This is a genomic window from Enorma burkinafasonensis (assembly GCF_902150035.1).
In the GTDB taxonomy this organism is placed as follows: domain Bacteria; phylum Actinomycetota; class Coriobacteriia; order Coriobacteriales; family Coriobacteriaceae; genus Enorma; species Enorma burkinafasonensis.
In genome coordinates this window covers 127,885-152,298 of the sequence record NZ_LR597501.1, presented here as the reverse complement: position 1 = coordinate 152,298, position 24,414 = coordinate 127,885, and the positions used below count along the sequence as shown (strand labels likewise).

At 70.1% G+C, this 24,414-nt stretch carries 21 protein-coding genes and 1 tRNA gene; 13 read left to right on the top strand and 9 right to left on the bottom strand.

Annotated elements, in window-relative coordinates; all coding sequences use genetic code 11:
* Positions 1 to 8 precede the first annotated feature (8 nt).
* The 7 genes from efp to FS885_RS00720 are packed head-to-tail and all read left to right on the top strand — an operon-like array spanning position 9 to position 5,035.
* Positions 9 to 572, top strand: coding sequence for an elongation factor P (gene efp / locus FS885_RS00750; RefSeq protein WP_144743041.1), 564 nt, complete (start codon positions 9 to 11; stop codon positions 570 to 572).
* A gap of 31 nt (positions 573 to 603) precedes the next feature.
* Positions 604 to 963: an Asp23/Gls24 family envelope stress response protein gene (locus FS885_RS00745; protein WP_144743219.1), complete on the top strand. Its 360-nt coding sequence runs from the start codon at positions 604 to 606 to the stop codon at positions 961 to 963.
* 3 nt (positions 964 to 966) lie between these two features.
* Positions 967 to 1,443, top strand: a complete 477-nt coding sequence (nusB, locus tag FS885_RS00740; RefSeq protein WP_144743040.1) for a transcription antitermination factor NusB — start codon at positions 967 to 969, stop codon at positions 1,441 to 1,443.
* Between the two features lie 2 nt (positions 1,444 to 1,445).
* Positions 1,446 to 1,736: an exodeoxyribonuclease VII small subunit gene (locus FS885_RS00735; protein ID WP_144743039.1), complete on the top strand. Its 291-nt coding sequence runs from the start codon at positions 1,446 to 1,448 to the stop codon at positions 1,734 to 1,736.
* A 14-nt stretch (positions 1,737 to 1,750) separates the two neighbouring features.
* Positions 1,751 to 2,557, top strand: coding sequence for a TlyA family RNA methyltransferase (locus tag FS885_RS00730; RefSeq protein WP_144743038.1), 807 nt, complete (start codon positions 1,751 to 1,753; stop codon positions 2,555 to 2,557).
* Positions 2,554 to 3,414 carry an NAD(+)/NADH kinase gene (locus tag FS885_RS00725; RefSeq protein ID WP_144743037.1) on the top strand — a complete coding sequence of 287 codons (861 nt, stop codon included), beginning with the start codon at positions 2,554 to 2,556 and terminating at the stop codon, positions 3,412 to 3,414. The genes FS885_RS00730 and FS885_RS00725 overlap by 4 nt, the downstream gene beginning before the upstream one ends.
* The gene (locus FS885_RS00720; RefSeq protein WP_144743036.1) at positions 3,404 to 5,035 is read left to right on the top strand and encodes a DNA repair protein RecN; all 1,632 of its coding nucleotides are present in this window, start codon (positions 3,404 to 3,406) and stop codon (positions 5,033 to 5,035) included. The genes FS885_RS00725 and FS885_RS00720 overlap by 11 nt, the downstream gene beginning before the upstream one ends.
* 32 nt (positions 5,036 to 5,067) lie before the next feature.
* Here FS885_RS00720 and aroQ read toward each other — a convergent pair whose 3' ends face one another.
* From aroQ to FS885_RS00675, 9 genes are all read right to left on the bottom strand, one after another.
* On the bottom strand, positions 5,068 to 5,523 hold the full coding sequence (aroQ, locus tag FS885_RS00715) for a type II 3-dehydroquinate dehydratase (RefSeq protein ID WP_144743035.1): 456 nt from the start codon (positions 5,521 to 5,523) through the stop codon (positions 5,068 to 5,070).
* 3 nt (positions 5,524 to 5,526) lie between these two features.
* Positions 5,527 to 6,825: a shikimate kinase gene (locus FS885_RS00710; protein WP_144743034.1), complete on the bottom strand. Its 1,299-nt coding sequence runs from the start codon at positions 6,823 to 6,825 to the stop codon at positions 5,527 to 5,529.
* On the bottom strand, positions 6,826 to 7,971 hold the full coding sequence (locus FS885_RS00705; protein WP_144743033.1) for a bifunctional chorismate mutase/prephenate dehydratase: 1,146 nt from the start codon (positions 7,969 to 7,971) through the stop codon (positions 6,826 to 6,828).
* Between the two features lie 38 nt (positions 7,972 to 8,009).
* Positions 8,010 to 9,134, bottom strand: a complete 1,125-nt coding sequence (aroC, locus tag FS885_RS00700; protein ID WP_144743032.1) for a chorismate synthase — start codon at positions 9,132 to 9,134, stop codon at positions 8,010 to 8,012.
* Positions 9,135 to 10,442, bottom strand: coding sequence for a 3-phosphoshikimate 1-carboxyvinyltransferase (aroA, locus tag FS885_RS00695; RefSeq protein ID WP_144743031.1), 1,308 nt, complete (start codon positions 10,440 to 10,442; stop codon positions 9,135 to 9,137).
* Positions 10,439 to 11,542 carry a 3-dehydroquinate synthase gene (gene aroB / locus FS885_RS00690; RefSeq protein WP_144743030.1) on the bottom strand — a complete coding sequence of 368 codons (1,104 nt, stop codon included), beginning with the start codon at positions 11,540 to 11,542 and terminating at the stop codon, positions 10,439 to 10,441. The genes aroA and aroB overlap by 4 nt, the downstream gene beginning before the upstream one ends.
* 38 nt (positions 11,543 to 11,580) lie before the next feature.
* Positions 11,581 to 12,477, bottom strand: a complete 897-nt coding sequence (locus FS885_RS00685; protein WP_144743029.1) for a prephenate dehydrogenase — start codon at positions 12,475 to 12,477, stop codon at positions 11,581 to 11,583.
* The gene (gene aroF / locus FS885_RS00680) at positions 12,474 to 13,505 is read right to left on the bottom strand and encodes a 3-deoxy-7-phosphoheptulonate synthase (protein ID WP_144743028.1); all 1,032 of its coding nucleotides are present in this window, start codon (positions 13,503 to 13,505) and stop codon (positions 12,474 to 12,476) included. Before aroF ends, FS885_RS00685 begins: the two co-directional genes overlap by 4 nt.
* Before the next feature lie 667 nt (positions 13,506 to 14,172).
* Positions 14,173 to 14,249: transfer RNA gene (locus FS885_RS00675), tRNA-Arg, on the bottom strand.
* Positions 14,250 to 14,466: 217 nt separating this feature from the next.
* Here FS885_RS00675 and FS885_RS00670 point away from each other — a divergent pair.
* The 6 genes from FS885_RS00670 to mreB all read left to right on the top strand — a co-directional run bounded on the left by FS885_RS00670 (position 14,467) and on the right by mreB (position 24,413).
* Positions 14,467 to 17,370 (top strand): HAD-IC family P-type ATPase, encoded by a 2,904-nt coding sequence (locus FS885_RS00670; protein ID WP_246060673.1) that lies wholly within the window; start codon positions 14,467 to 14,469, stop codon positions 17,368 to 17,370.
* A 7-nt stretch (positions 17,371 to 17,377) separates the two neighbouring features.
* Entirely contained in the window at positions 17,378 to 20,047 is a 2,670-nt protein-coding gene (acnA, locus tag FS885_RS00665; RefSeq protein ID WP_144743027.1) for an aconitate hydratase AcnA, read from the top strand.
* Positions 20,048 to 20,065: 18 nt separating this feature from the next.
* Complete coding sequence (locus tag FS885_RS00660; protein ID WP_144743026.1) at positions 20,066 to 21,190, top strand: zinc ribbon domain-containing protein; 1,125 nt, start codon at positions 20,066 to 20,068, stop codon at positions 21,188 to 21,190.
* A 114-nt stretch (positions 21,191 to 21,304) separates the two neighbouring features.
* The gene (locus tag FS885_RS00655) at positions 21,305 to 21,868 is read left to right on the top strand and encodes a peptidylprolyl isomerase (RefSeq protein WP_144743025.1); all 564 of its coding nucleotides are present in this window, start codon (positions 21,305 to 21,307) and stop codon (positions 21,866 to 21,868) included.
* A gap of 2 nt (positions 21,869 to 21,870) precedes the next feature.
* Positions 21,871 to 23,262 (top strand): tetratricopeptide repeat protein, encoded by a 1,392-nt coding sequence (locus FS885_RS00650; protein WP_144743024.1) that lies wholly within the window; start codon positions 21,871 to 21,873, stop codon positions 23,260 to 23,262.
* Positions 23,263 to 23,381: 119 nt separating this feature from the next.
* Complete coding sequence (gene mreB, locus FS885_RS00645) at positions 23,382 to 24,413, top strand: rod shape-determining protein (protein ID WP_144743217.1); 1,032 nt, start codon at positions 23,382 to 23,384, stop codon at positions 24,411 to 24,413.
* Position 24,414: the final 1 nt, after the last annotated feature.

Here is a 24,414-nt window from a genome sequence, read left to right as displayed (position 1 = left end):
GGCAGCATATGGCAACCATCACCACCGCTGATTTCAAGAACGGCATCGGCCTGCGCATCAAGGACAAGGTCGTCACCATCGTCGAGTTCCAGCACGTCAAGCCCGGCAAGGGCGGCGCGTTCGTCCGCTACAAGACGAAGGACATCAAGAGCGGCCGCGTGGTCGAGAACACCTGCAACGCCGGCACCAAGTTCGAGAGCGTCATGCTGAGCACCCGCGAGATGCAGTACCTCTACCACGACGGCACTGACTACATCTTCATGGACAACGAGACCTACGAGCAGGTCCCCGTCTCCGAGGACTTCATCGGCGACAACGCCAAGTGGCTCAAGGAGAACGACGTCTGCCAGCTCCTCTACGCCGACGACGAGCTCATGGGCGTGAACCCGCCGATGTTCATCGAGGTCACCATCACCCAGACCGACCCCGGCTTCAAGGGCGACACGGTCCAGGGTTCCACCAAGCCCGCCACGATCGAGACCGGCGCCGTGGTCCAGGTCCCCATGTACCTGAACGAGGGCGAGACCATCAAGATCGACACGCGCGACGGCAAGTTCGTTTCCCGCGTCTAGCAATCCCCGAGGGGAAGAAATGAGGGACCTCATGTCTCAGGAGATCTACATTTCCGGTATGGGCATCGCGCCCGAGGTGCTCGCCACCGTGGTCACGCGCTCCGTCGAGGAGATCGAGGGCGTCGCGTCGGTCGGCGTGAAGGACCTCGCGGCCAACCTGGTGTCGATGTTCTCCACGCGCACCGTCTCCTCCGCTCCCGCCGTCGAGGCCGCGGTCGAGGACGACAAGCTCGCCATCACCGTGCACCTGGTGGTCTTCTTCGGGTACCCCTTCAAGAAGCTCGCCGACGTGGTGCGCGAGGCGGTCGTCCACGGCATCGACGCCCAGGTCGGCGTCGAGGTCGCGCGTGTCGACGTCTGCATCGACGGCCTCGTGTTCCCCAAGGAGTAGCGCGTGAGCCTTAAAGTCGAACGAGGCCGCACGCTCGCGCGCAGCCAGGCGCTGCAGCTGCTCTTCCAGGCCGAGATCACCCGCAGGACCGTCGATGAGGTCCTCGCGGGGGACTACCTCATCTCCAAGGGCCCGCTCGACCCGTACGCGGTCGAGATCGCGCGTGGCTGCGCCGCCAACCTCACCATCATCGACCGCGCGCTGCAGCGCGCATCCGACAACTGGGCGCTCTCCCGCATGCCGGGCGCCGACCGCAACCTGCTGCGCGTCGCCGTCTTCGAGCTCCGCTTCGCCGAGGACCGGCTCGACGACGCCGTCGTGATCAATGAGGCCGTCGAGCTCGCCAAGGCCTACGGTACCGACGAGTCCGCGAGCTTCGTGAACGGCGTGCTCGGCCGCGTGGCGCGCGAGGGCGACCGCCTCTTTAGCGCCTCCACCGAGGCGGATGCGGACGGCACTCCCGCCGAGGAGGGACGCTAGCGATGGCGGACACGCTCAACAGCTTCGCCGACATCACCGAGCGCCTCGACGAGATCGTGGCGTCCGTGCGCGCCAAGGACACCTCGCTCGAACGGAGCCTCGACCTTCTGGACGAGGGCATCGCGCTCGGCTCCCGCGCCGTCGAGCTCGTCGACAGCTTCGATCTGAGCCCCGAGGAGGCCGAGCAGCTGGCCGAGGCCGTCGAGGCCGACGCCGCTGAAGGCGAGGGCGCCACCGAAGGGGCTACCGCCGGGGAGCCCGAGGCCGGGCCCGCGCCAGAGGATACCGAATAGGCGGAGGCGGTCCCGTGAAGCGCGTTCGCTTGGATGACGAGATGATCGCACAGGGCATCTGCGCCGACCGCGCGGATGCCCTGCGCATGTTGATGGCGGGCGAGGTCTCCGCCCGCGGCGAGCGGCTCTCCTCGCCCGGCATGCGCGTCGAGCCCGGCATCGAGATCCACGTGAAGGGGAGGCTCCCCTTCGTGGGGCGCGGCGGGCTCAAGCTCGCCGGCGCGCTCGACGCCTTCGCGTTCGACCCCGCGGACCTCACCTGCATCGACATCGGGTGCTCCACGGGCGGCTTCACCGACTGCTTGCTCAAGCGCGGGGCGCGCCGCGTCGTCGCGGTCGATGTGGGCCGCGCCCAGTTCGCCTGGTCGCTGCGGAACGACCCCAGAGTCGAGCTTCTCGAGCGCACGAACGTGCTGGACGTGCCGGGGTTGGGCTATGCTTCCATGTTCGACCTCGCGGTCTGCGACGTGTCGTTCACGGGCATCGCGCACATCATCGATGCGGTCTGCGAGCTGCTCGCACCGGGCGGGGTCTTCCTCACGCTCGTGAAGCCGCAGTTCGAGGCCGCCGCCGACGAGGTGGGGGAGGGCGGCGTGGTCCGCGACCCTTCGGTGCGCCGCGCGGTCCTCGAGCGGGCGGTGCGCGTGCTCGCCGGTCACGGCCTTGCGCCCTTCGGCGTCTCGACCTCGCCGATCACGGGCGCCAAGGGCAACATCGAGTTCTTCCTCATCGCGCGGATGGGTATGCTAGAGGATGGCCGGCTCCCCGACGAGGCGGCCCGCGCGGTCCTCTCCCAAGTCGAAGGAGTCGTGGGCGCATGAAGGTGTTCCTGGTACCCAACTACTACAAGACCGAGGCGGTCGAGAGCGGCCTCAAGCTCGAGCTGTGGCTCAGCCGCCAGGGCTATGATGTCGCATGGGCGCAGGACCAGCGCTCGAAGATCGCGAGCAAGCCCGATATCGAGGGAAGCGACCTCGTGATCTCGCTCGGCGGCGACGGCACGCTCCTGCGCGCGGCGCGCATCGTCGGCTACCGTGAGATCCCCGTGCTCGGCCTTTCCTACGGGCACGTGGGCTTCCTCACCGCGGCGAGCCCCACGGAGCGCGACGTCCTCGGCGTCGTGAGCGACGCGCTCGCCGGCGAGCTCCACGTGAGCCGCCGCGCCACCCTGGACGTCGACGTCATCGGCGAGGACGCGAGCGACGGTCCCGAGACCGTGAACACCTTCGCCTTGAACGACCTCGCCCTCACGCGTGGCCCGCTCTCCGATATGGTCGAGTTCGACATCACCGTCTCGGGCCACCATATCGACCGCCTGCGCGGCGACGGCGTCGTGGTCTCCACCGCCACGGGCTCCACGGGCTACGCGCTCTCCGCCGGCGGCCCCATCGTGAGCCCCGACTACACCGGCATGGTCTGCGTGCCCATCGCGCCGCACACCATCCAGGCGCGCGCCTTCCTCACCTCGCCGGCCGACGTGGTCGAGATCGCCATGTCGCGCGACCGCCCGTCGGTCCCCGCGATCGCCGTCGACGGCCAGTTCATCACGCAGGAGACCACCGTCGACCGGGTCGTCGTGCGCCGCGGCCCCGGCGACATCCTGCTGCTCGACTACGGCCCCGAGAGCTTCTACAACTCGGTGTCGCGCGTGTTCTACGGGGTGCATCATGGTCGATGAGATCGAGGTGTGCGACCTGGCGCTCATCCATGCCGCGTCGTTCGCGCCGGCAAGCGGCCTCACGGTGCTCACCGGCGAGACCGGTGCCGGCAAGACGGCCCTGCTCTCGGCCTTCAAGCTGCTCGTCGGTGAGCGCGCCGACGCGTCGCAGGTCCGCGAAGGGGCCGATGCCGCCCTCGTGACGGGCCGCTTCTTCAGGGACGCGCACGACACCGAGGGCGTCTGCGTGGAGCGCCGCGTGGGCGCCGACGGGCGGAGCCGCGTGCGCGTGGACGGCTCGATATCGAGCGTGCGCGAGCTCGCCGCGCTCGTGGGGCCGCACGTGGACCTGTGCGGCCAGCATGAGCACCAGCGCCTGCTCGACGCGTCATCCCATGTCGAGATGGTCGACGCCTGGGCGGGGTCCCCGGTTGCGACGGCGCTCGCGGACTATCGGGAGGCGCTCGCGCGGGCGCGTTCCGCCGCCGCTGAGCTCGACCGCGTCGAGCGCGCGGCCTCGACTCAGGGGGCGCGCCTCGAGGACGCCCGCTTCACCTGCGAGGTCATCGACGAGGTCGACCCCAAGCCCGGTGAGCTCGAGGAGCTCGAGGAGACGCTTCCGCGCGCCGAGCACGCCGAGGCGCTCGCGGGCACCGCGCACGAGGCGGTCGAGGCGCTCTCCGGCGAGGGCGGGGCGCTCGACGGCCTGAACGCCGCCATCGCCGGCCTCGCCCGCATGGGCACGGTCGATGCCAAGCTCAGCGAGGCCGCGGACACCCTTGCCGGCGCGGCCATCACGGTCGAGGACGCGGTGAGCGACCTCATCCGCTACCGCGACGGCATCGATTTCGACCCGGCGGAGCTCACGCGCCTGCAGGAGCGCTACACCGCCCTCAAAGGCCTTATCAGGCGCTTCGGCCCGCGTATGGCGGACGTGCTCGCCAAGCGGGACGAGGCGCTCGAGCTGCTCTCGCTCGTCGACGACGGCGAGACCCGCGTGCGCCGCGCCCGCGCCGAGCTCGATGAGGCCGAGCGCGAGCTCCAGACGTGCGCGCGCACCCTCACGAAGCGGCGCAACGAGGCCGCCCCGCGCTTCTGCCGCGAGGTCGGCAAGCAGATGGCGCGGCTCGAGATGGGCCGCGCGGAGCTCATCTGGGATGCGCGGCCGCTCCCGCGCGAGCGCTGGGGCGAGGACGGCCCGGCCGCCTGCGAGCTGCTCTACCGCAGCGGCGCCGGCCTCACGCCCAGACCCCTCAGGCGCATCGCCTCGGGTGGCGAGCTCTCGCGCGTCATGCTCGCCTGCAAGGTGGTGCTCGGCGACGCCGACGGGGTCGACACGCTCGTCTTCGACGAGGTCGACGCCGGCGTCGGGGGCGCGGTTGCCCGCTCGCTCGCTGCCGTGCTCGCCGACCTCGCCCGCACGCACCAGGTGATCGTGGTCACGCACGTGGCCCAGGTCGCGGTCATGGCCGAGCGGCACTACGTCGTGCGCAAGCTCGACGCCGACGTGCCCGAGACCGAGCTTCGCGCCGTGGAGGGCGAAGAGCGCGTGCGCGAGGTCGCCCGCATGCTCTCGGGCGATGCGTCGGAGGCGTCGCTCGCCCATGCGCGCGAGTTGCTCAAGGAGGCGGGCCGCGCCTGATCGCGGGGTGCCTGCCGCGCCGCTACCTGTGATCAGGCCCGCTCGGCGCCGCCGGCGCGCAGGTGCTCGGCGAGGATGCCGAGCGCGGTCGCGTACCCCGGGAGCCCCTCGCCGCACACCCGCGCGAAGCAGGCCATCCCCGCATAGGACACCTGGCGGAACGCCTCGCGCCCGTCGACGTCCGAGATATGGATCTCCACCGCGGGGATGGCGACGGCCTTGAGGGCGTCGAGGATGGCGACGCTCGTGTGCGTGTAGGCCGCCGGGTTGATGACGATGCCGTCCACCGCGCCCAGGGCCCCTTGGATCCTGTCGACGATCGCGCCCTCGTGGTTCGACTGGAACACCTCGACGCTCTCGAAGCCGAGTGCCTTGCCCGCATCCCGGCAGATGCGCTCGAGGTCGGCGTAGGTGCCGGTCCCGTAGATCTTGGGCTCGCGGATGCCGAGCATGTTGAGGTTGGGTCCGTTGATGACGAGTGCCTTCATGGTTCAGCCTTTCCGGTCGGCGCCGCCCGCGCGGTCGCCCATAAAGCCGAGCGCCTCGCATGCCGCCTCGGCCGTGAGCTCGGCGCTCGCGCGCGAGCGCACGGTCAGGTCGGCCCATTCCCGGTAGAGGGGCATGCGCGCAGCGGCGAGCGACGCGACGCCGTCGCGCTCCGAGATGGGCCGCCCCTTGCTCGAGAGCTCGCCGAGCGGCCGGTCGAGCATGACGATGGTGCCGTTCTGGTGCAGCAGGGGATAGTTCTCCGCGCGCGTGACCACGCCGCCGCCGCAGGAGATGACAAGCGCGCTGCGCTTGGCCACCTCTCCGAGCACCCGCGTCTCCGCCTCGCGGAAGGCCCCCTCGCCGCGCTCGGTGATGAACGTGGCGCAGCTGCACCCGAGCTCGCGCTCGAGCTCGACGTCGATATCGACGTGCTCGCGGCCGCAGAGCCCGGCGAGCGCACGGCCCACCCGGGTCTTCCCGGCCCCCGGCATGCCGATGAGGACGACGTTGCGCATCGAGCGCGCGAGGCGGCAGGTCACGTCCCGCACGCGCTCGAAGCAAACCGCCTCGCCGGTGAAGACGCGGACCGCCTCGGCCGCCTGGGCGACGAGCATGAGCAGCCCGTCGGCTGCGGGGATGCCTAGGCGCTCCGCCTCCATGACGAGGGCGGTGCGCGCCGGGTTGTAGATAAGGTCGATCACGCCCTCGAGCGCGGGGAGCGTCTCGAGAGAGCAGGGTGCGGCTGGGCAGGCGGGGTACATGCCGACGGGCGTCGCGTTCACCACGAGCGCGGCGTCGGCGTAGCGGGGAAGGTCGGCATAGGTGACCTCACCGGTCCTGCCGACCGGGACAACCTCGGCTCCGAGCTCGGCGAGGACGGCGCGGCAGGTGGTGCCCGCCCCGCCGCTGCCGCCGAGCACGAGCGTGCGCTTCCCCGCGACATCGACGCCGAGCGAGGCGACGAGCGCCCGGAAGCCGGCGAAATCGGTGTTGTCGCCCAGGAGCGTCCCGTCGGCGCGCCTGAGGACGGTGTTCACGTTGCCCAGGCGCCGCGCCGTGGGCGTCAGCTCGTCGAGGTAGGGCATGACCGCGCGCTTGTACGGCACGGTCACGTTCGCGCCGGCCCACGAGCCCTCGCGCACGAAGGGGCCGAGCTCATCGGGCTCGAGCTCGAAGAGGTCGTAGGGGAAGCCGAGGAGCTCGCGGTAGATGGCAGGTGAGTAGCTGTGGCCGAGCGTGCGCCCGATGAGGCCGAAGCGCGCCTCCGCGCGCCCGCCCGCTCCGGGAACAGCGGCGCCCATCTAGACCAGCTCCTGGTAGCTGCCGAGGTAGGTGCACTGCTCGCAGACGTCGTCGATGCCGTCGAGCAGGTCGCCGAGGGCAGGCGAGCCGAACGGGCAGTCAAGATCGAAGTAGAACATGAACTCGAAGTCCCTGCCGGGGATGGGGCGGCTCTCGAGCTTCACGAGGTTGATGTCGAGCGCGTAGATGCGCTCGAGCACCCGGTAGAGCGAGCCCGGCTCGTGCGAGACCGTGAGCATGAGCGAGGTGCGGGTCGCCCCCGGGAAGACCTGCGGCTCAGCCGAGATCACGACGAAGCGCGTGTAGTTGTTGTCGGAGTCCTGCACGTCCTCGTCGAGCACGGTAAGGCCGTAGAGCGCGGCGCAGTCGCGCGACGAGAGCGCGGCTACGTCCGTGCGTCCCGACGAGGCGACCTGCGATGCCGCCTGCGCGGTGTTCTCGCACACGTGCACGCGGCAGCCGAGACGCGCGAGGTAGCCCGAGCACTGCGCGATGGCCTGCTCATGCGAGTAGACGCATGTGATGTCCCCGAGCTCGGCGCCGGGGTTCGCGAGCAGGTTGTGGTCGATCTTGAGGCGCAGGCTGCGCACGATCGAGAAGCGGTACTTGGCTATGAGGTCGTAGACGGCGTTCACCGAGCCCGCGGTCGAGTTCTCGATGGGCAGCACGCCGTAGGCGCACGAGCCGTCGCGCACCGCGCGGAAGACGTCCTCGAAGGTCGGCTGGAAGCTGATCGTGGGGAGCTTGAAGAGGCGGCAGGCGGCGATCTGGCTGTAGGCGCCCTCGACACCCTGGCAGGCGACCTCTGCCCGCGCGGGGAAGGGCCGGTCGTAGGGCATGAGCGCCCGGAAGGCGGCATGCGCGGGCGAGGACTCGTCCCCGCGGCGGAGCGCACGCTGCTGCGCGGCCTTGTTCATGCTCATGAGCAGCGAGAAGAGCGTGACCGCCTGGCCGCTCAGCTCGCTCGGCACGGTGCGAGCCGCCCACGCCAGCTTCTCGCGCTCGCGGGCGGGGTCGAAGACCGCCTTGCCCGTTCCCGCCTTGGCGCGGGCGACGTCGCCGGCGAGCTCCATGCGCTCCTGGAAAAGCCCGATGAGCTCGGTGTCGATCTCGTCCAGGCGTCGGCGTATATCGGTGAGTTCCATGGCTGCTCCCGTATCGGTCGAAAGGGTAGGCGTGCGCGTCAGCAGGCGCGCCCGCGGGGCTCAGGCCGCGCGAAGGAGCCGTCCTCGACCATGAGGTCGAGCAGGGCGAGCGCGCAGACCGCCTCGGCGATGGGCACCGCGCGCGGGACGATGCACGGGTCGTGCCGCCCCTTCACGGTGAGCTCGGTCTCCTCCATGCGGTCGAGGTCGACCGAGTGCTGCTGCCGGCCGATCGAGGGCGTGGGCTTCACGGCCATCTGCCAGACGATCGGCATGCCGCAGGAGATTCCGCCGAGGATGCCGCCGGCGTTATTGGTCGTGCACACCACGCGCCCTCCGTCCAGCGCGAAGGGATCGTTGTTCTCGCTGCCGTTGAGGTAGGCTGCCGCGAACCCCGAGCCGAACTCGACGCCCTTGACGGCGGGGATCCCGAAGGCGAGCCGGGCGATGCGGTTCTCGATGCCGTCGAACATCGGGTCGCCGACGCCTGCCGGCACGCCGTAGGCGACGCACTCGATGACGCCGCCGATGCTGTCGAGCCCATCGCGGGCGGCGAGGATCGCGGCCTCCATCCTGCTCGCGGCATCTGTCGAGATGCAGGGGAACGCATGCGTGCGCAGGGCGGCGAGCTGCGCCTCGTCGAGCGCGAGCGCGTCCAAGGGCTCGTCGGCGATGCCCTCCGGCCCGAGCGTCGCGATATGGGCCGCGACCTCGATGCCCTGGGTCGCGAGCGCCTGCTTGGCGATGCCGCCCGCGATGCAGACCGGTGCGGTGATCCTGCCCGAGAAGTGCCCGCCTCCGGCGACGTCGTGCCAGTTGCCGTACTTGACGCGAGCCGGATAGTCGGCGTGCCCCGGGCGCGGGACCCGGCGCAGGCCCTCGTAGTCGCCCGAGCGCGTGTCGGTGTTGGCGATGACGGCCCCGATGGGCGCGCCCGTGGTGCGGCCGTCGCGGATGCCCGAAAAGAAGGTCGGGGCATCGGCCTCGCGGCGCTTGGTGGAGGTGTCGCCCCTGCCCGGCGCGCGGCGGTCGAGGAAGCGCTGCAGCCCCTCGAGGTCGACGGGGATGCCCGCCGGCATGCCGTCGATGGTGCAGCCGATGCCCGCGCCGTGCGACTCGCCGAAGATCGACACGCGCACACGCTCTCCGAAGGTCGAGGACATCTACCCCTCCTCAATCTCGACGATGCCGCCGAGGGCGCTGTAGTCGTCGAAGAACGTCGGATAAGACTTGGCCACGGCCTCGGCCCCACGGATCTCGACCGGGCCCGTCGCGCGCACGGCGGCCACGGCGGCGGTCATGGCGATGCGGTGGTCGCGGCAGGCGTCCACCGTGCCGCCCGTGAGCTCGGGGACGCCCTCGATGACGAGGTCGTCTCCCACCACGCGCACGCGGGCGCCGAGGGCGTTGAGCGTGGCGGCGGTGGTGGCCAGGCGGTCGGACTCCTTCAGGCGCAGGCGCGCGCAGTCGCGGATCGTGGTCGTGCCCTCGCAGCAGGCGGCGACGGCCGAGAGGACGGGCACCAGGTCGGGCACGTCCTGGGCGCTCAGGGTGAAGCCGCGCAGCTTGTCGGGGCGCACGGTCGCCGCGGCGGTGGCTCGGTTCACGCGCGCGCCGAAGCGCGAGAGCGCCGCGAGCACGGTGCGGTCGCCCTGCACCGAAGCGAGCGAGAGCCCGCGCACCGTGATGGGGCGCCTGCCGATGGCCGCCGCGCAGAACCAGAAGGCGGCGTTGGACCAGTCGCCCTCGACCTGGATGCGCCCGGGCGTGCGGTAGGAGTCTCCGTGGAGCAGGTAGCGCGTGAGGCCGGCCTCGGGGTCGCTCTCCACGCGGACGCGCACGCCGAACGCGGCGAGGGCCTCGAGCGTGAGGTCGACATAGGGCTTGCTCTCGAGCGTACCGCGCACCTCGACCGTGCTCTCCTGGCCCAGAAGCGGCAGTGCGAGCAGCAGCCCCGAGACGTACTGGGAGCTCACGTTGCCGGGCAGCACGAAGGTGCCGGCGCGCATGCGGCCCCGTGCGGTCAGGGGGAAGCCGCCCGCGGTCGCGATGTCGCAGCCGGCAGCCATGAGCTCGCCGGTGAGGGGCGTGAGCGGGCGCTCGCCGAGGCGCGGCGCCCCCGTGAAGGTCGCGTCGGCGCGCAGGGCGCACGCGACGGGGAGCATGAAGCGAAGCGTCGAGCCCGACTCGCGGCAGTCGAGCGTGCGGCCCGCGAGCGCGCGCAGGATGCCGTGCTCACGGCTCTGCGGGATGGGGTGGATCTCGAAGACGCCCGGCCGCCGCTCGATGCGTGCCCCGAGCGTCTCGAGGCAATCGAGCGTGGCGTCGATGTCGTCGCAGGTGGTGTTGCAGAGCACCTCGGTGGGGCCGTTGGCGAGGGCCGCCGCGATCACGAGGCGGTGTGCCATGGACTTCGAGGCGATGGCATGCACCTCGCCGGAGAGGGTCTTGGGCTCGATGCGCGCGATCACGAGGCGCTCACCTCCGCGTTCTCGGCAACGCCGAGCGCCACGAGCGCGTGGAAGTCCTCGAGGCCCATCCGCTCGATCGCGCAGGAGCCGATCGCGTGGGGCATGACGACATCGATGGCGTTCCCGGCGCGCTTCTTGTCGTGGAGCGCCTCGGTGAAGATCGCGTCGGCGTCCCAGCGGCAGGCGGTGTCGAGGCCGTGGCGGCGCGCGAGCGCCTCGATGCGCCTGGGCACGTCGGCGGTGCAGGTGCCCCGCGCCACGGCGGCGCGCGCGATGAGCACCATGCCCTGGGCCACGCAGGTGCCGTGGCCCTGGCGGAACTCCTCGAGCGCCTCGATGGCGTGGCCGGCGCTGTGGCCGAAGTTCAGGAGCTTGCGGGTGTGCGCCTCACGCTCGTCGGCGGCGACCACGTCGCGCTTGATCTCGACGTTGCGCGCGATGATGGCCGCGACGAGCCCGAGGTTCTCATGGAGGAGCTCGGTCGTGAGCGGCGTCTGCTCGAGCTGCTCGAAGAGGGCGGCGTCGGCGATGACGCCGTGCTTGATGACCTCGCCGCAGCCGTCGGCGAGCTGCTCGGGCTCGAGGGTGCCCAGGCACCCCACGTCGGCGATGACAACGCGCGGTTGCCAGAAGGCACCGGCCAGGTTCTTGCCCGCCTCGAGGTCGATGGCGGTCTTGCCGCCCACGGAGGAGTCGACCATCGCGAGCAGGCTCGTGGGGATCTGGGCGAGGCGGCACCCGCGCATGTAGCACGCCGCGGCGAACCCGGCGACGTCGCCTACGACCCCGCCGCCGAGCGCGACGACGACGTCGTCGCGGCCGAGCTCACGGGATGCCATGAACTCGAGGATGTCGACGAGCGTGGGCGCGCGCTTGCTGCACTCGCCGGCGGGGAAGGTGAACGTGGAGGCCTCGTAGCCCGCACGGTCGAGGCTCTGCTTCACGATGGGGGCGTAGAGCGGCCCCACGTTGGAATCGGTGACGATCACGGCGCGGCCGCCACCGCAGGCGTCGCGCACGATCTCGCCGGACGCCTCGAGGAGCATGGTGCCGATATGCACCTGGTAGGGGGTCGATGCGGGGATGTCGATGGTGTGCATGGGTCGTTCCTTGGGGTCGGTTCTGCCAGACGGGGCGCCTACGCGCGCACGTCGCCGTCGTCGAGCGAGCGCTTGATGCGGTCGCCCTCGGCGAGGAGCATGCGCAGCCGCTCGGGGTCGCCGGCGTCGAGCGCCGCGCGGTAGGCGTCGAGCGCATCGATGAGCCAGGTGAGCTCGCGGCTGAGGTTCTCGGCGTTCTCGCACATGAGCTCCGCCCACATGGTGGGGTTGAGGTGCGCCACCCGCGTGAGGTCGCGGTAGCTGCCGGCGGAAAAGCCGTGGTGTCCCTGGGCGGTGGGGCTCTTCACGTAGGCGTTCGATACCACGTGCGCGAGCTGGCTCGTGAAGGCGATGGTGCGGTCGTGCTCCCCGGGCGTCGTGACGCTGAAGGAGCCGAAGCCGATGGGCGCGAGCAGCGTGTGGGCGCGGTCGAGCAGCATGAGCCGCTCGAGGTCGTCCACCTCGGGCGGGACCAGCACCATCGGCGCGCCCCGGAAGAGGTCGGCCCGCGCGTATGCGAAGCCGGAGTTCTCGGTGCCCGCCATGGGATGCGCGCCCACGAAGGCGAAGCCATGGGTGCGCGCGAGCTCGAAGGCGCGTTCGCAGACGGCCGACTTGACGCCGGCGGTGTCGATGACGAGCGGTCCCGTCCCGCGCTCGGGGTCGGATGCGGCGCCGAGCGCCTCGGCATGCGCCTCGAGCCATTCGAGGCAGGCGTGCGGGTAGGCCGCGAGGACTACGAGGTCGACCGTCCCCAGGCTATCCGCATCGAGCTCGCCTGCGATGGTGTCCACGCGGGCGGCCTCGAGGATGTCGCGGTCGACATCGCAGGCGAGGACCTCGGCGCCCGCCGCACGGTAGGCGCGCGCGAAGCTGCCGCCGATGAGCCCGAGGCCGACGATGCCGACGCGCAGTCGACGCCCGTCCGCGCTCATCGCCCGGCCTCGCTAGCGGCGGGGCGGATCGCGTCGCGGATGAGCGCGATGCGCCGCATGAGGTCGTCGAACATGTCGGGCGTGAGCGCCTGCGCGCCGTCGGACCAGGCGCGGCTGGGGTCGTCGTGGACCTCGATCTCGAGGCCGTCGGCGCCGGCCGCGGTCGCCGCGAGCGCCATCGGCGCGACGTAGCGGGTATAGCCCGTCGCATGGCTGGGGTCCGCGACGACGGGCAGGTGCGAGAGGTAGTGCAGCACCGGCACGGCGTTGAGGTCGAAGGTGTTCCTGGTGCGCGTCTCGAAGGTTCGGATGCCGCGCTCGCAGAGGATCACGTTGTCGTTGCCCTCGCTCATGATGTACTCGGCGGCCATGAGGAGCTCGTCGATGGTGCCGGACATGCCGCGCTTGAGCAGCACGGGGGTCTGGGTCTTGCCGACCTCCTTGAGCAGGGTGAAGTTCTGGGCGTTGCGGGCGCCGATCTGCATGACGTCGATTTTCTTGTCGAGGAAGACGGGCACGTCGCGCGCGTCCATGATCTCGGTCACGATGGGCATGCCCAGCTCGGCGCGGGCCTCGCAGAGCAGGTCGAGGCCGGCAGGGCCCATGCCCTGGTAGGCGTACGGGCTCGTGCGCGGCTTGTACGCGCCGCCGCGCAGCATCGTCGCGCCGGCCTCATGCACGCGTCGCGCGATGCGGATGAGGTTATCGCCCTCGACGGAACAGGGCCCGGCGATCACCTGGAAGTGGCCGCCGCCCAGAAGCACGCCGTTCCCGCAGTCCACGACCGAGTCGGCAGGGTGGAACTTGCGGTTCGCCTTCTTGAAGGGCTCCGAGACGCGCTGGACCCGCTCGACGATGTCCATGCTCTCGAGGAGGAAGGGGTCGATCTTGGTGGTGTCGCCCACCAGGCCGATGATGAGCTCGTTCTCTCCGTGGCTCACGTGGGCCTGCAGGCCCTTGCCCTCGATCCAGCCGACGAGCTGGTTTACGGCGCGCTCGTCGGCGCTCTTCTTGAGTATCGCGATCATGTGCCCTCCTGCGGCCATGCCGGTTTCATCAGCGATGCGTTCAGATAGGCAGAAGTTTAGCGTACTTGGGGGTAACGCCCGGCAGGAACGGGCTTACGGAACCGCATCGAAACAACTGCGCCGGAACGTATCGTCTGGGTCGTCGTTTCGGCCAGCTTTCCGTTGCCGACGCGCGTGGATCGAGGGCGTCCACAGACGCAATACGAGGCGTTATCGTACGGCTTCTTCCGAATAGGTTTACTATCGTAAGAAGAATGCAATATAGAAATTATCTATCGAACTATTTCTGCAAAATGAAGTTCTTCTTCGTAAGAAAAATGCAAACCAGAAAATACTATCGTACAGAATATGCAAAACAAGAAAATGTATCGTACAAAGAATGCAGAACGTGAAGGCAGTCGTAAGAATAATGCAGAATTCTATAAAAGTCTGCATTATTCTTACGAGGGCACTCGAGAAATGAAGAAAACGTACGATAGCATACGGCATCCCAGGACGATGTTCCGATGCGTCCTGATCGGGAACGCCGCGGCCACCGCCTATGATCCGCCGGGGAGACATCCGGGTAGCTCGGGCTCCAGGCAGGGTGTGCGGATGCGGGAGGGGCGAACGTCACGGGACGTTTAAGAAAAACCCGGACCGCTTGGACGGCCCGGGTGCCATAAGCTGGTGTCCCATGCAGGATTCGAACCTGTGACCTTCTGCTCCGGAGGCAGACGCTCTAATCCACTGAGCTAATGGGACGCGGATGACAGCCATTATACCCAAACGCCCGCGCGGTGCAACGGCGGCGGCCGGGAGCTCGTGGCGCCCCATCCGATGGTGCGGGAAGGTGGCGGCCCCGCGAGGGCGGGGCGCTCGTGTTGGTTCCGCGTTCGCGGGGCGAATATCGCGGCGCGGGCATCCGTCGCGGGGATTGCGGGTAAGCTATTCGACGTTGCCTACACATCGAGGAGGATAGATGGCGGGGGAGCCCGATAGACCCATGCAGGAGACGCACGCGTCCGCGCCGGCGCCCGACGAGGTGCGCGGCCTCACGAACGCCGAGGTCCAGGAGCGCATCGCCCAGGGCCGCGTCAACGTCAACATGGAGCTCAAGACCAAATCGGTCAAGCAGCTCGTGCTAGAGAACCTGCTCACGCTCTTCAACCTCATCAACCTCGTGCTCGCGATCCTCGTCATCATCGCCGGCTCCTTCAAGAACCTGACGTTCCTCGCGATCGTCGTGCTCAACACCGGTATCGGCATCGTCCAGTCCCTGCGCTCAAAGCGCATGGTCGACAAGCTCACGCTGCTCGTCACGAAGAAGGCCGTGGCGATCCGCGACGGGGCCGAAGTCGATGTCGAGCTCGAGGAGATCGTGGCCGACGACCTCATCAAGCTCGGGCGCGGCGACCAGATCCCCGCCGACTCGGTCGTGGTCTCCGGCGAGGCGCAGGTGAACGAGAGCCTGCTCACCGGAGAGAGCAACCTTATCCGCAAGGAGCCCGGTTCCATGCTCATGAGCGGCAGCTTCCTCGATTCGGGCCTGGTGTACGCCCGCGTGGTGCACGTCGGCGCCGAGAACTACGTCGCCAAGATCAACAACGAGGCGAAGTACGTCAAGAAGGTGAACTCGGAGATCATGAACACGCTGAACCTCATCGTGAGGTTCGCGAGCGTCATCATGCTGCCTTTGGGCATCGCGCTGTTCATCTCGAGCCTCCAGGAGACCTACGCGCTCGCGGGGAGCCCCGGCGACGGCCTGGGCTCGTGGTTTTTCTCCGAGCTCGCGGCGGGCCGCGTGCCCTCCTCGGAGATCCTCTCGGTCACGGGTGCGCTGCTCGGCATGATCCCGCAGGGGCTCGTGCTGCTCACCTCGTCGGTGCTCGCGATCTCGACCGCCCGCCTCGCGCGCAGAAACGTCCTCGCCCAGCAGCTCTACTGCATCGAGACGCTCGCCCGCGTGGACGTGCTCTGCCTGGACAAGACCGGCACCATCACCTCGGGACGCATGGAGGTCGAGGGCACCTACCCGCTGCCCGTCGAGGGCGCGCGGGTGCCCGCCGGCATCCCCGAGACGGTCTCCGTCGCCGACTTCGCGCTCGCCAACATCGCCCGCGCGACGTCGGCCGACGCGAACGAGACCTGCAAGGCGCTTCTCGACCACTTCGAGAAGAACCCCGTGCCCGCAAGCGAGCCGGTGCGCGTGGTGCCGTTCTCCTCGGCAAAGAAGTGGAGCGGCGCCTCCTTCGCGGAGGGCTCGTTCGTGATGGGCGCGGCCCAGTTCGTGCTCGACGACGAGGCGTTCGCCGAGGTCGAGAACACCGTGGCGGAGCTCGCGAGCACCTGCCGCGTGCTCGTGGTAGCCGAGGTCGACGGCTTCACGGAGGAGGGCGACCTCATGGGTCGGGCCCGTCCGCTCGGCTTCGTGACCATCCGTGACGAGATCCGCTCCTCTGCCGCGCAGACCATCGCCTACTTCACCGAGCAGGGTGTGACCCTGAACGTCATCTCGGGCGACGACCCGCGCACGGTCTCCTCGATCGCGCGCGTCGTGGGCGTGCCCGGCTCCGACAGCTACGTCGACGCGACCACCCTCGACACCCCGGCGAAGCTCGATGCGGCGGTCGACCGCTACCACGTGTTCGGCCGCGTGACCCCTCAGCAGAAGCGCGAGCTCGTGCAGGCGCTCAAGCGCCGCGGGCACACGGTCGCCATGACCGGCGACGGCGTGAACGATGTGCTGGCCCTGAAGGAGGCCGACTGCTCGGTCGCCATGGCGGCCGGCTCCGACGCCGCGCGCAACGTCGCCGAGCTCGTGCTCGTCGACAACGACTTCGCGAGCATGCCCGCCGTGGTCGCCGAGGGCCGCCGGTCTATCAACAACCTCCAGCGCTCCGCCGCGCTCTTCCTCACGAAGACCCTCTTCTCGATGGGACTCGCCGCCATATGCATCGCGTTTCCGCCCTATCCCTTCCAGCCCATCCAGATGACCCTCATCAACTTCTTCTGCATCGGTTACCCCGGGTTCGTGCTCGGCCTCGAGACGAACCGAGCCCGCGTGGAGGGGAGCTTCCTCGTGAACGTGGTGAAGCGCGCGCTGCCCGCGTCGCTTTCGGTCATCGTGGGCGCCTGCCTGTGCATGCTCGCGGGGTCGCTGTTCGCCTTCGACGTCGCCACGCTCTCGACCATGTGTCTCGTCTCGACGGCGGGCGTGGGGTGCTGCCTCATCTGGCGCATCTCGCAGCCGTTCACCACCGTGCGCACGGTGCTCTTCGCCTCGATCGTGGCGGGCCTCGCCACAGGGATTATGGGCTTCCCGGCGTTCTTCTCGATCGCGCCCATGGGCTTGGGGCTCGCCGCCCTCATGGTCGTCATCTCGGTCGCCTGCTGCGCCCTGTTCTTCCGCGTGGCCACCCTCATGGATTCCCGGGCCCCGCGCACGGCGCGCCTCGCCACGGGCTTCGGCCGCGGCGTGCGCGTGTCGCTCGGCCGCAAGGGCTCCCGGGGCCGCGTCTCGTCGACCGGCTCGTCCGCGCGCCGCATGGTCGACTCGGTCAGGGAGCGCATGGCGCGCCGCCGCGAGCGCGACGCCCATGACGTCGGCGCGCAGGCTCTTGACCAGGAGGCCCAGGCTCCGAACGCGCGCGCCGGCGCGCCCGCTTCCCAGGCGGCGCCCGCGCCCCGGGGCACCGGGTCGCCGGATGGGGGAGCGGCCCGCGCCTCCTCGAAAACGAATTCTTCCGCTCAATCGACTGCTGCTGGACGGTCGGGGTCCACGTCGGTTCGTTCTGTAACGAAATCGACAACCGGGATCAGGGTGCGCATGCCGGGACGGCGGCGCACTAAGATGCAGGGGGAGGACGACCCCCACGCGAGATAGGAGCCCCATGGCACCAGCACAGCAGGTCCGTTTCGCCGAGCGCGAGCTCACGGTGGACGGCGCCACGTACCGCTACGTCAGCATCCCCGACATCCTGGGCACCGAGCGGCTGCCCCTGACCTTGAAGGTCCTCCTCGAGAACGCGGTGCGCCACGCCCCCTCCGCCGAGGCGGGCCGCGAGGTCGCCGAGCGCATCGTGCGCTCCGGACTCGCGGGCACGGCGGGCGACGAGATCGAGTTCATGCCCGCGCGCGTGCTCTTCCAGGATTTCACCGGCGTGCCGGTCTTCGTCGACTTCGCCGCCATGCGCGACGCCGCCCTCGCGCGCGGTGCCGACCCCGCCCTCGTGAACCCGCGGATCCCCTGCACGCTCGTCGTGGACCACTCGGTCACCGCCGACGTCGCCTCCTGCGCGAACGCCGCCGCCGAGAACGCCCGCATCGAGGCCGAGCGCAACGCCGAGCGCTTCTCGTTCCTCTCCTGGAGCGCCAAGAGCTTCGATAACGTCGAGATCGTCCCGCCCGGCAAAGGCATCTGCCACCAGCTCAACATAGAGCGCTTCTGCACCGTGGTGCGCACGGCCGTCGACGACGGCGAGCCCTTCGCCTTCTTCGACACCCTCGTCGGCACGGACTCCCACACCACGACCGCCAACGGCGTGGGCGTCCTCGGCTGGGGCGTGGGCGGCATCGAGGCCGAGCCCGCCGCGCTCGGCCAGCCCTGCGCCATCAGGATCCCCGAGGTCGTGGGCATGCGCCTCACGGGGTTGCTCCGCCCGGGTGTGAGTGCCATGGACGTCGCCCTCGCCTTCGCGGAGTTGCTGCGCGCGGAGCGCGTGGTGGGCTCGCTCGTCGAGTGCTTCGGGCCCGGCGTCTCGGAGCTCACGCCCACGCAGCGCGCCACGATCGCGAACATGACGCCCGAGTACGGCGCGACCGTGACCTACTTCCCGCCCGACGAGGCCACGCTTGCGCAGCTCGCCACCTTCGGGCGCGAGCCGGGCACGCTCGAGCTCGCCCGCGTCTACCTTGAAGCCCAGGGCTTCACGGCAGACGCCCCGGAGCCGGTCTTCGCGCGCGTGCTCGAGCTCGACCTCTCGGCCGTCGAGCCCTCGCTCGCCGGGCCCTCGCGCCCGCACGACCGCGTCGCGGTGCCCGGCCTGAGGGAGCGGTTCCGCTCGGTGCTTCGCGACCACGGTCGCGAGCCCGGCTCGGGCGTCGAGGTCGACTTCGCCGCGGGCGCCGAGTGCGTGCGCCACGGCGCCGTCGCCATCGCCGCGATCACGAGCTGCACCACGGCGACCGACCCCGCCATGATGATCGCCGCGGGCCTCGTCGCGCGCCGTGCCGTCGAGCTCGGCTGCGAGCCCAGGCCCTGGGTGAAGCGCGTGTTCGCGCCCGGCTCGCATGCCACGACTGACCTGCTCGCCCGCGCCGGCCTCATCGAGCCGCTCGCGCGCCTCGGCTTCTCGGTCTGCGGCTGGGGCTGCATGAGCTGCATCGGCAACTCGGGCCCCATCGCGCCCGAGCTCGCCGAGCGCGCAGGGGAGCTCGAGCTCGCGAGCGTGCTCTCGGGCAACCGCAACTTCGAGGGCAGGATCGCGCCCGAGGTCGCCCAGAACTATCTGTGCGCGCCGGCGCTCGTCGTGGCCTACGCGCTTGCGGGCACCGTCGATGTCGATCTTCAGCACGAGCCGGTCTGCCAGGGCGCACGGGGCCCCGTCATGCTCGCCGATCTGCTGCCGGCAGACGACGAGGTCGCCGCGCTCGTTGAGCGCTTTGCCGACCGCGCGCTCTACGATAGGGCCGCGCACGGCCTCTTCGAGGGCGACGCGAGCTGGCGCCTTCTCGGCGACCGCGCGCCCGCATCGACCTTCCCGTGGGACGCCGCCTCCACGTACGTGCGACGCCCGCCGTTCGTCGACGATGCCGACATCGCCCACCCGGGTGCGGGCATCGAGGGGGCGCGCTGCCTCGTCTACCTCGGCGACTTCGTGACGACCGACCACATCTCGCCGGCGGGCCGGATCGCGCCCGCATCTCCCGCGGCGCGCTACCTTGAGGAGCACGGCGTCGAGGAGGGCGCGTTCAACAGCTACGGTTCGCGGCGCGGCAACCACGAGGTCATGATGCGCGGAACCTTCGCGAACGTGCGCCTCGAGAACCGGCTCGCGAGCGGCCGGAGCGGCGCCTGGACCCGCGACCCGGTGAGCGGCGAGACGGTGACGGTCTTCGACGCGGCGGAGTCGGCCCGCGCTGCCGGCATCCCGCTTCTGGTCATCGCCGGCAAGATGTACGGGTCGGGCTCGTCGCGCGACTGGGCGGCGAAAGGCCCGGCGCTCCTCGGCGTGCGCGCGGTCATCGCCGAGAGCTTCGAGCGCATCCACCGCTCCAACCTCGTGGGCATGGGGATCTTGCCCCTGGAGCTCGAGGAGGGCGTCACGGCCGCCTCGCTCGGCCTCACGGGGCTCGAGACCTTCTCGATCGAGCCCATCGACTGGGCGGCCGGCTTGCCCGCATCGCGGCGCGTGGGCGTCTGCGCGACCGCGCCCGACGGCACCGAGACCCGCTTCGATGCGATCGCGCGCGTGGACACCCCGGCCGAGGCCGCGTACATGGCGAGCGGTGGTATCCTACCGTATGTGCTCGACGGGCTCATCCGCGGGCACGCATCCTAGCGACCAGAAAGGCCCCCTGTGATCTGCCCCCAGTGCCTCAAGCACATCGATGACGACGCGTCGGTCTGCCCCCACTGCCATGCCTACGTCGCCTCCGCGCCCGCGCGCAAGAGCTTCGTGTTCTGCGAGGGGTGCGGGGCGCGGCTCGCGCCGAGCGACCGCACCTGCCCCAAGTGCGGCAGGCCCGCCCCCGGCATCCTCTCGACCGAGGCGGCGGCCTCGGATCTCGCCGCGGGCAAGACGGCGAGCTTCCCCAAGCTGACCGACGCCATGCTCGAGGGCGACCGGGGGAGCCGCTTCGCGCGCTCCTCATCGGTGCAGGACGTCCTCTCGGAGTCGCTCGACCCGTCGGCGACCAACGTGCTCGACCGCGACGAGGTCGAGCGCCGCTCGAAGGACGGCGCTCGCCGCGGCGGCCGCAAGGACGGCGGGGACCCCTACCACCCGCGCAGGCTCGTGCCGCGCGGCGCGCTCGTGGCGCTTGCCGCCATCGCGCTCGTGTGCGGGGCCGTGGCCTTCGTCTACCTCGACCCGCTCGGCGTCATGCCGGGCATCTACGAGAGCGTGCGCACCTCCGCCCGCGAGTCCTTCCCGAGCCGCGAGGGGATGGGGGAGGGCGCCGAGGCCGCCGATGACGGCACCGATGCCGTGGAGGACGCCGAGGACGCCCCGCAGACCCTCGAGGACCGCACGCTTTCCGACGAGGCGGCCCTCGCCGAGCTCACCGAGCTCTACGAGCGCGTGGTCGCCATCAACGACGGCGACGCCTTCGGCGACGCGATCGACTCCTTCAACGGCTGGTACATGGCCTCGAGCCTGCAGAAGCGCCAGGACGCCTCGCGCGGTGCCTACGAGGTCCGCGACGAGCTGCAGCAGATCATCGACGAGCTCGACGAGATGCAGCTCACGGAGGGCTCTGCCTACGAGACCGACCGCGCGAACGTACGCCAGCTCGCGCAGTGGATGTACGAGCGCATCGACGCCATCTGCGCGTCGTGGGACGTGTCGCTCGGCTACCCCGACGGCGAGCACATGGGCCAGCACCAGGACGAGATCCTCGCGCCCATGCGTGAGGCGGGATCGAGCGCGCTCGAGAGCTACTACGACCACGTGACGGAGTGGCGCCCTGCGGAGCGCTCGTAGCGCCCGCCCTCAAGCCCTCCTTGAATTGGCCCATCTACATGCCGAATTCGTGAACGCCCCCGGTTATTGCTAGAATTGGATGGATTGAAGGTATCTGCCGTGGGAAGGATCAGCATGTTCGGATTCGCCAGGCCCGAGCTCCATACCCCCGAGTACGACGTCCGCGGCGACGAGGTCGCCGTCATCGAGACCTCGAAGGGCACCGTCCGCGTCGCGCTCGACGGCGACGGCGCCCCCATCCACGTGGGCAATTTCTGCGAGCTGGCCACCATGGGCTTCTATGACGGCCTCAAGTTCCACCGCTACGTCCCCGGCTTCGTCATCCAGGGCGGCGACCCCAACACCCGCGACATGAGCGGGGAGGACGTCGCGGCCGGCAAGCCAGGCCCGGACGGCATGCCCGGCACGGGCGGCCCCGGCTGGCGCATCAAGGCGGAGTTCGCCACGAACCCGCGCAACAGCCATGTGGACGGCGCGCTCGCGATGGCGCGCTCCCAGGACCCGGATTCCGCGGGCTCCCAGTTCTACTTCTGCCTGGGGCCCCAGCACAACCTCGATGCGGGGTACACCGTCTTCGGCACCACGGTCGAGGGGCTCGACGTCATCGGCGCGCTGCGCGCCGGCGACGCGATCGAGCACGTCGAGATCATCCATGACGCTACGCGAGCGGGGGAGTAACCGTGAACTCACAGCTTCTTGAGCAGGCGCGCGCTGCATATCGCGCGGGCGACTATTCCGGCGCCGTCCAGTTCTTCACGGCGTGCAAGGGCGAGTCCGAGGTCTCGGGCGAGGTCGACCACCTGCGCGGCAACGCGCTCATGAGGCTCGGTCTCGTGCACGAGGCGGCCGACGCCTACGCGCAGGCCCTGCTCGACACCGCCTACGGCAAGCGCGGCGCGCTGCTCACCAACCGCGGCAAGGCCCTGAGCGCGCTCGGCGACAACGCCGGCGCCATCGCCTGCTTCACCGAGGCGACGCAGGACAACTCCTACTCCACGCCCTACAAGGCCTACCTGGGCCTTGGGCGCGCGCTGCTCGCCGAGGACCGCGTCGCTGAGGCCGGCACGGCCTTCCGTCAGGCGGCCATCGACGGCGCCAACCCCGCGCCCGCATCTGCCCTGGGCCAGCTCGGCGCCTGCTTCGTCAAGCTCGGCCGTCCGGCCGACGCCGTCGAGTCCTACCGCACCGCGCTCGACTTCGCGGGCCCGCGCGACGACACGCGCTCGCTCAACGCCGGGCTCGGCTGCGCCTACAGCGCCTGCGGCCGGCACACGGAGGCCGCCGAGGCGTTCCGCCTCGCCACGGCCGACGGCATCTACCAGCTCACGCCCGAGCAGCTCGACGCCCAGGCCGTCTCGCAGGACGCGCTCGACGCCGCATCGGCCAAAAACGCCATGGCGCCCGTCGGCGGCCAGGAGGTCGGCGGCCTCGACCCGCTCGACCCGCTCGGCAAGTCCGGCCAGTTCATGCCCGACCCCTCCGACACCGGCTTCTTCACGCTCACCGAGTCCGAGATGATCCAGCAGGACCGCCAGAACATGAAGATCCGCCGCAAGCACCGCCACACCGGGCTCAAGGTGTTCCTCGTCATCCTGATCCTGCTCATCGCGGCGGCAGGCGGCCTCGCCTTCGCCTACACGCGCGGCTTCGGCTTCCCCTCGCAGCAGGACGCCCTGACGGGGCTCTTCGACGCGGTCACCGACGGCGGCGACACCGACCAGTACCTGGCGCCCGGCCTCTCCGACAGCGCCCGCTCGCAGATCGTTGCCTCGATCCCCGAGGACGCGACGCCCACGATCACCAACATGGACCAGTCGATGACCGAGTCCACGGCGCTCGTGACCGTCGAGCTGCCGCGTGGCGGCCAGCCCACCTACGAGGTTACCTTCGTGCGCAACGCGAACCACGTCGGCTGGGCCGTCGCCTCGATCGAGATGCAGTTCGAGGCGTCCTCCGACGAGGCCGACGACGCCGGCGATGCCGCCGCCGACGAGGCCCAGGCGACCGAGCAGGACGCCGCCTCGACCGACACCGCGGAAGAGCCCGCGACCGAGGAGGCACCCGTCGAGTAGCGTGTGTAATTTGCACAGAGCCGCGGCGCGCCCGCACGCGCCCGGCGCGGTGCTCTACACTAGCTTGCTAGCGTATCGACGCCACCAACGACCTTTCTGGAGCAACCTTGTTTTCTTTGATGGACATGCTGTTCGGCCAGTACGCCGGTGACCTCGCCATCGACCTGGGCACCGCCAACACGCTGGTCTCCGTGCGCGGGAAGGGCATCGTCATCCGCGAGCCCTCCGTCGTCGCCATCGACAAGAACGACGACCGCATCCTCGCCGTGGGCATCGAGGCCAAGCGCATGCTCGGCCGCACGCCCGGCAACATCGTCGCCGTCCGCCCGTTGAAGGACGGCGTCATCGCCGACTTCGACGTCACCGAGGCGATGCTTCGCTACTTCATCGACAAGGCATCCGACAAGCGCTATCCCTGGACGCCGCGCCCGCGCGTCGTGGTCTGCGTGCCGTCGGGCGTGACGTCGGTCGAGAAGCGCGCCGTCTTCGAGGCCACCATGTCCGCCGGCGCCCGCCAGGCCTACCTCATCGAGGAGCCCATGGCGGCCGCGATCGGCGCCGACCTGCCCGTCGAGGAGCCCACGGGCTCGATGGTCATCGACATCGGCGGCGGCACCACCGAGGTCGCCGTCATCGCCATGGGCGGCATCGTCGTCTCGCAGTCCATCCGCGTCGCGGGCGACGAGTTCGACCAGTCCATCCTCTCGCACGTGCGCGACGCCTACAACCTGGCGATCGGCGAGCGCACGGCCGAGGACATCAAGATCAAGGTCGGCTCCGCCGTGCCGCTCAAGGACGAGCTCGACGTCGAGGTGAACGGCCGCGACGTCATCACGGGCCTGCCCAAGACCGTGCGCATCGAGAGCGAGGAGATCCGCCGCGCCCTCCAGAAGCCGCTCGACGAGATGACCAAGGCCGTCAAGGACGCGCTCGACGCGACCCCGCCCGACCTGGCCTCGGACCTCATGTACTACGGCATCCTGCTCACGGGCGGCGGCGCGCTGCTGCGCGGGCTGGACGTGCTTCTGCGCGAGGAGACGGGTGTTTCGGTCAACGTGAGCCCCACCGCCCTCGACAACGTGGTCAACGGGTGCGCCCGCGTGCTCGAGGCGAACGCGTTCGACGGCGGGTTCGTCCAGAGCAACGCCTAAG

Coding starts and splice junctions, on each gene's coding strand:
- mreB (WP_144743217.1), top strand. CDS start 23,382: ATGGACATGCTGTTCGGCCAGTACGCCGGTGACCTCGCCATCGACCTG.
- FS885_RS00745 (WP_144743219.1), top strand. CDS start 604: ATGTCTCAGGAGATCTACATTTCCGGTATGGGCATCGCGCCCGAGGTG.
- aroC (WP_144743032.1), bottom strand. CDS start 9,134: ATGTCCTCGACCTTCGGAGAGCGTGTGCGCGTGTCGATCTTCGGCGAG.
- FS885_RS00655 (WP_144743025.1), top strand. CDS start 21,305: ATGTTCGGATTCGCCAGGCCCGAGCTCCATACCCCCGAGTACGACGTC.
- aroQ (WP_144743035.1), bottom strand. CDS start 5,523: ATGAAGGCACTCGTCATCAACGGACCCAACCTCAACATGCTCGGCATC.
- aroF (WP_144743028.1), bottom strand. CDS start 13,505: ATGATCGCGATACTCAAGAAGAGCGCCGACGAGCGCGCCGTAAACCAG.
- FS885_RS00725 (WP_144743037.1), top strand. CDS start 2,554: ATGAAGGTGTTCCTGGTACCCAACTACTACAAGACCGAGGCGGTCGAG.
- FS885_RS00735 (WP_144743039.1), top strand. CDS start 1,446: ATGGCGGACACGCTCAACAGCTTCGCCGACATCACCGAGCGCCTCGAC.
- FS885_RS00710 (WP_144743034.1), bottom strand. CDS start 6,825: ATGGGCGCCGCTGTTCCCGGAGCGGGCGGGCGCGCGGAGGCGCGCTTC.
- FS885_RS00670 (WP_246060673.1), top strand. CDS start 14,467: ATGGCGGGGGAGCCCGATAGACCCATGCAGGAGACGCACGCGTCCGCG.
- FS885_RS00705 (WP_144743033.1), bottom strand. CDS start 7,971: ATGGAACTCACCGATATACGCCGACGCCTGGACGAGATCGACACCGAG.
- acnA (WP_144743027.1), top strand. CDS start 17,378: ATGGCACCAGCACAGCAGGTCCGTTTCGCCGAGCGCGAGCTCACGGTG.
- FS885_RS00720 (WP_144743036.1), top strand. CDS start 3,404: ATGGTCGATGAGATCGAGGTGTGCGACCTGGCGCTCATCCATGCCGCG.
- efp (WP_144743041.1), top strand. CDS start 9: ATGGCAACCATCACCACCGCTGATTTCAAGAACGGCATCGGCCTGCGC.
- FS885_RS00685 (WP_144743029.1), bottom strand. CDS start 12,477: ATGAGCGCGGACGGGCGTCGACTGCGCGTCGGCATCGTCGGCCTCGGG.
- aroB (WP_144743030.1), bottom strand. CDS start 11,542: ATGCACACCATCGACATCCCCGCATCGACCCCCTACCAGGTGCATATC.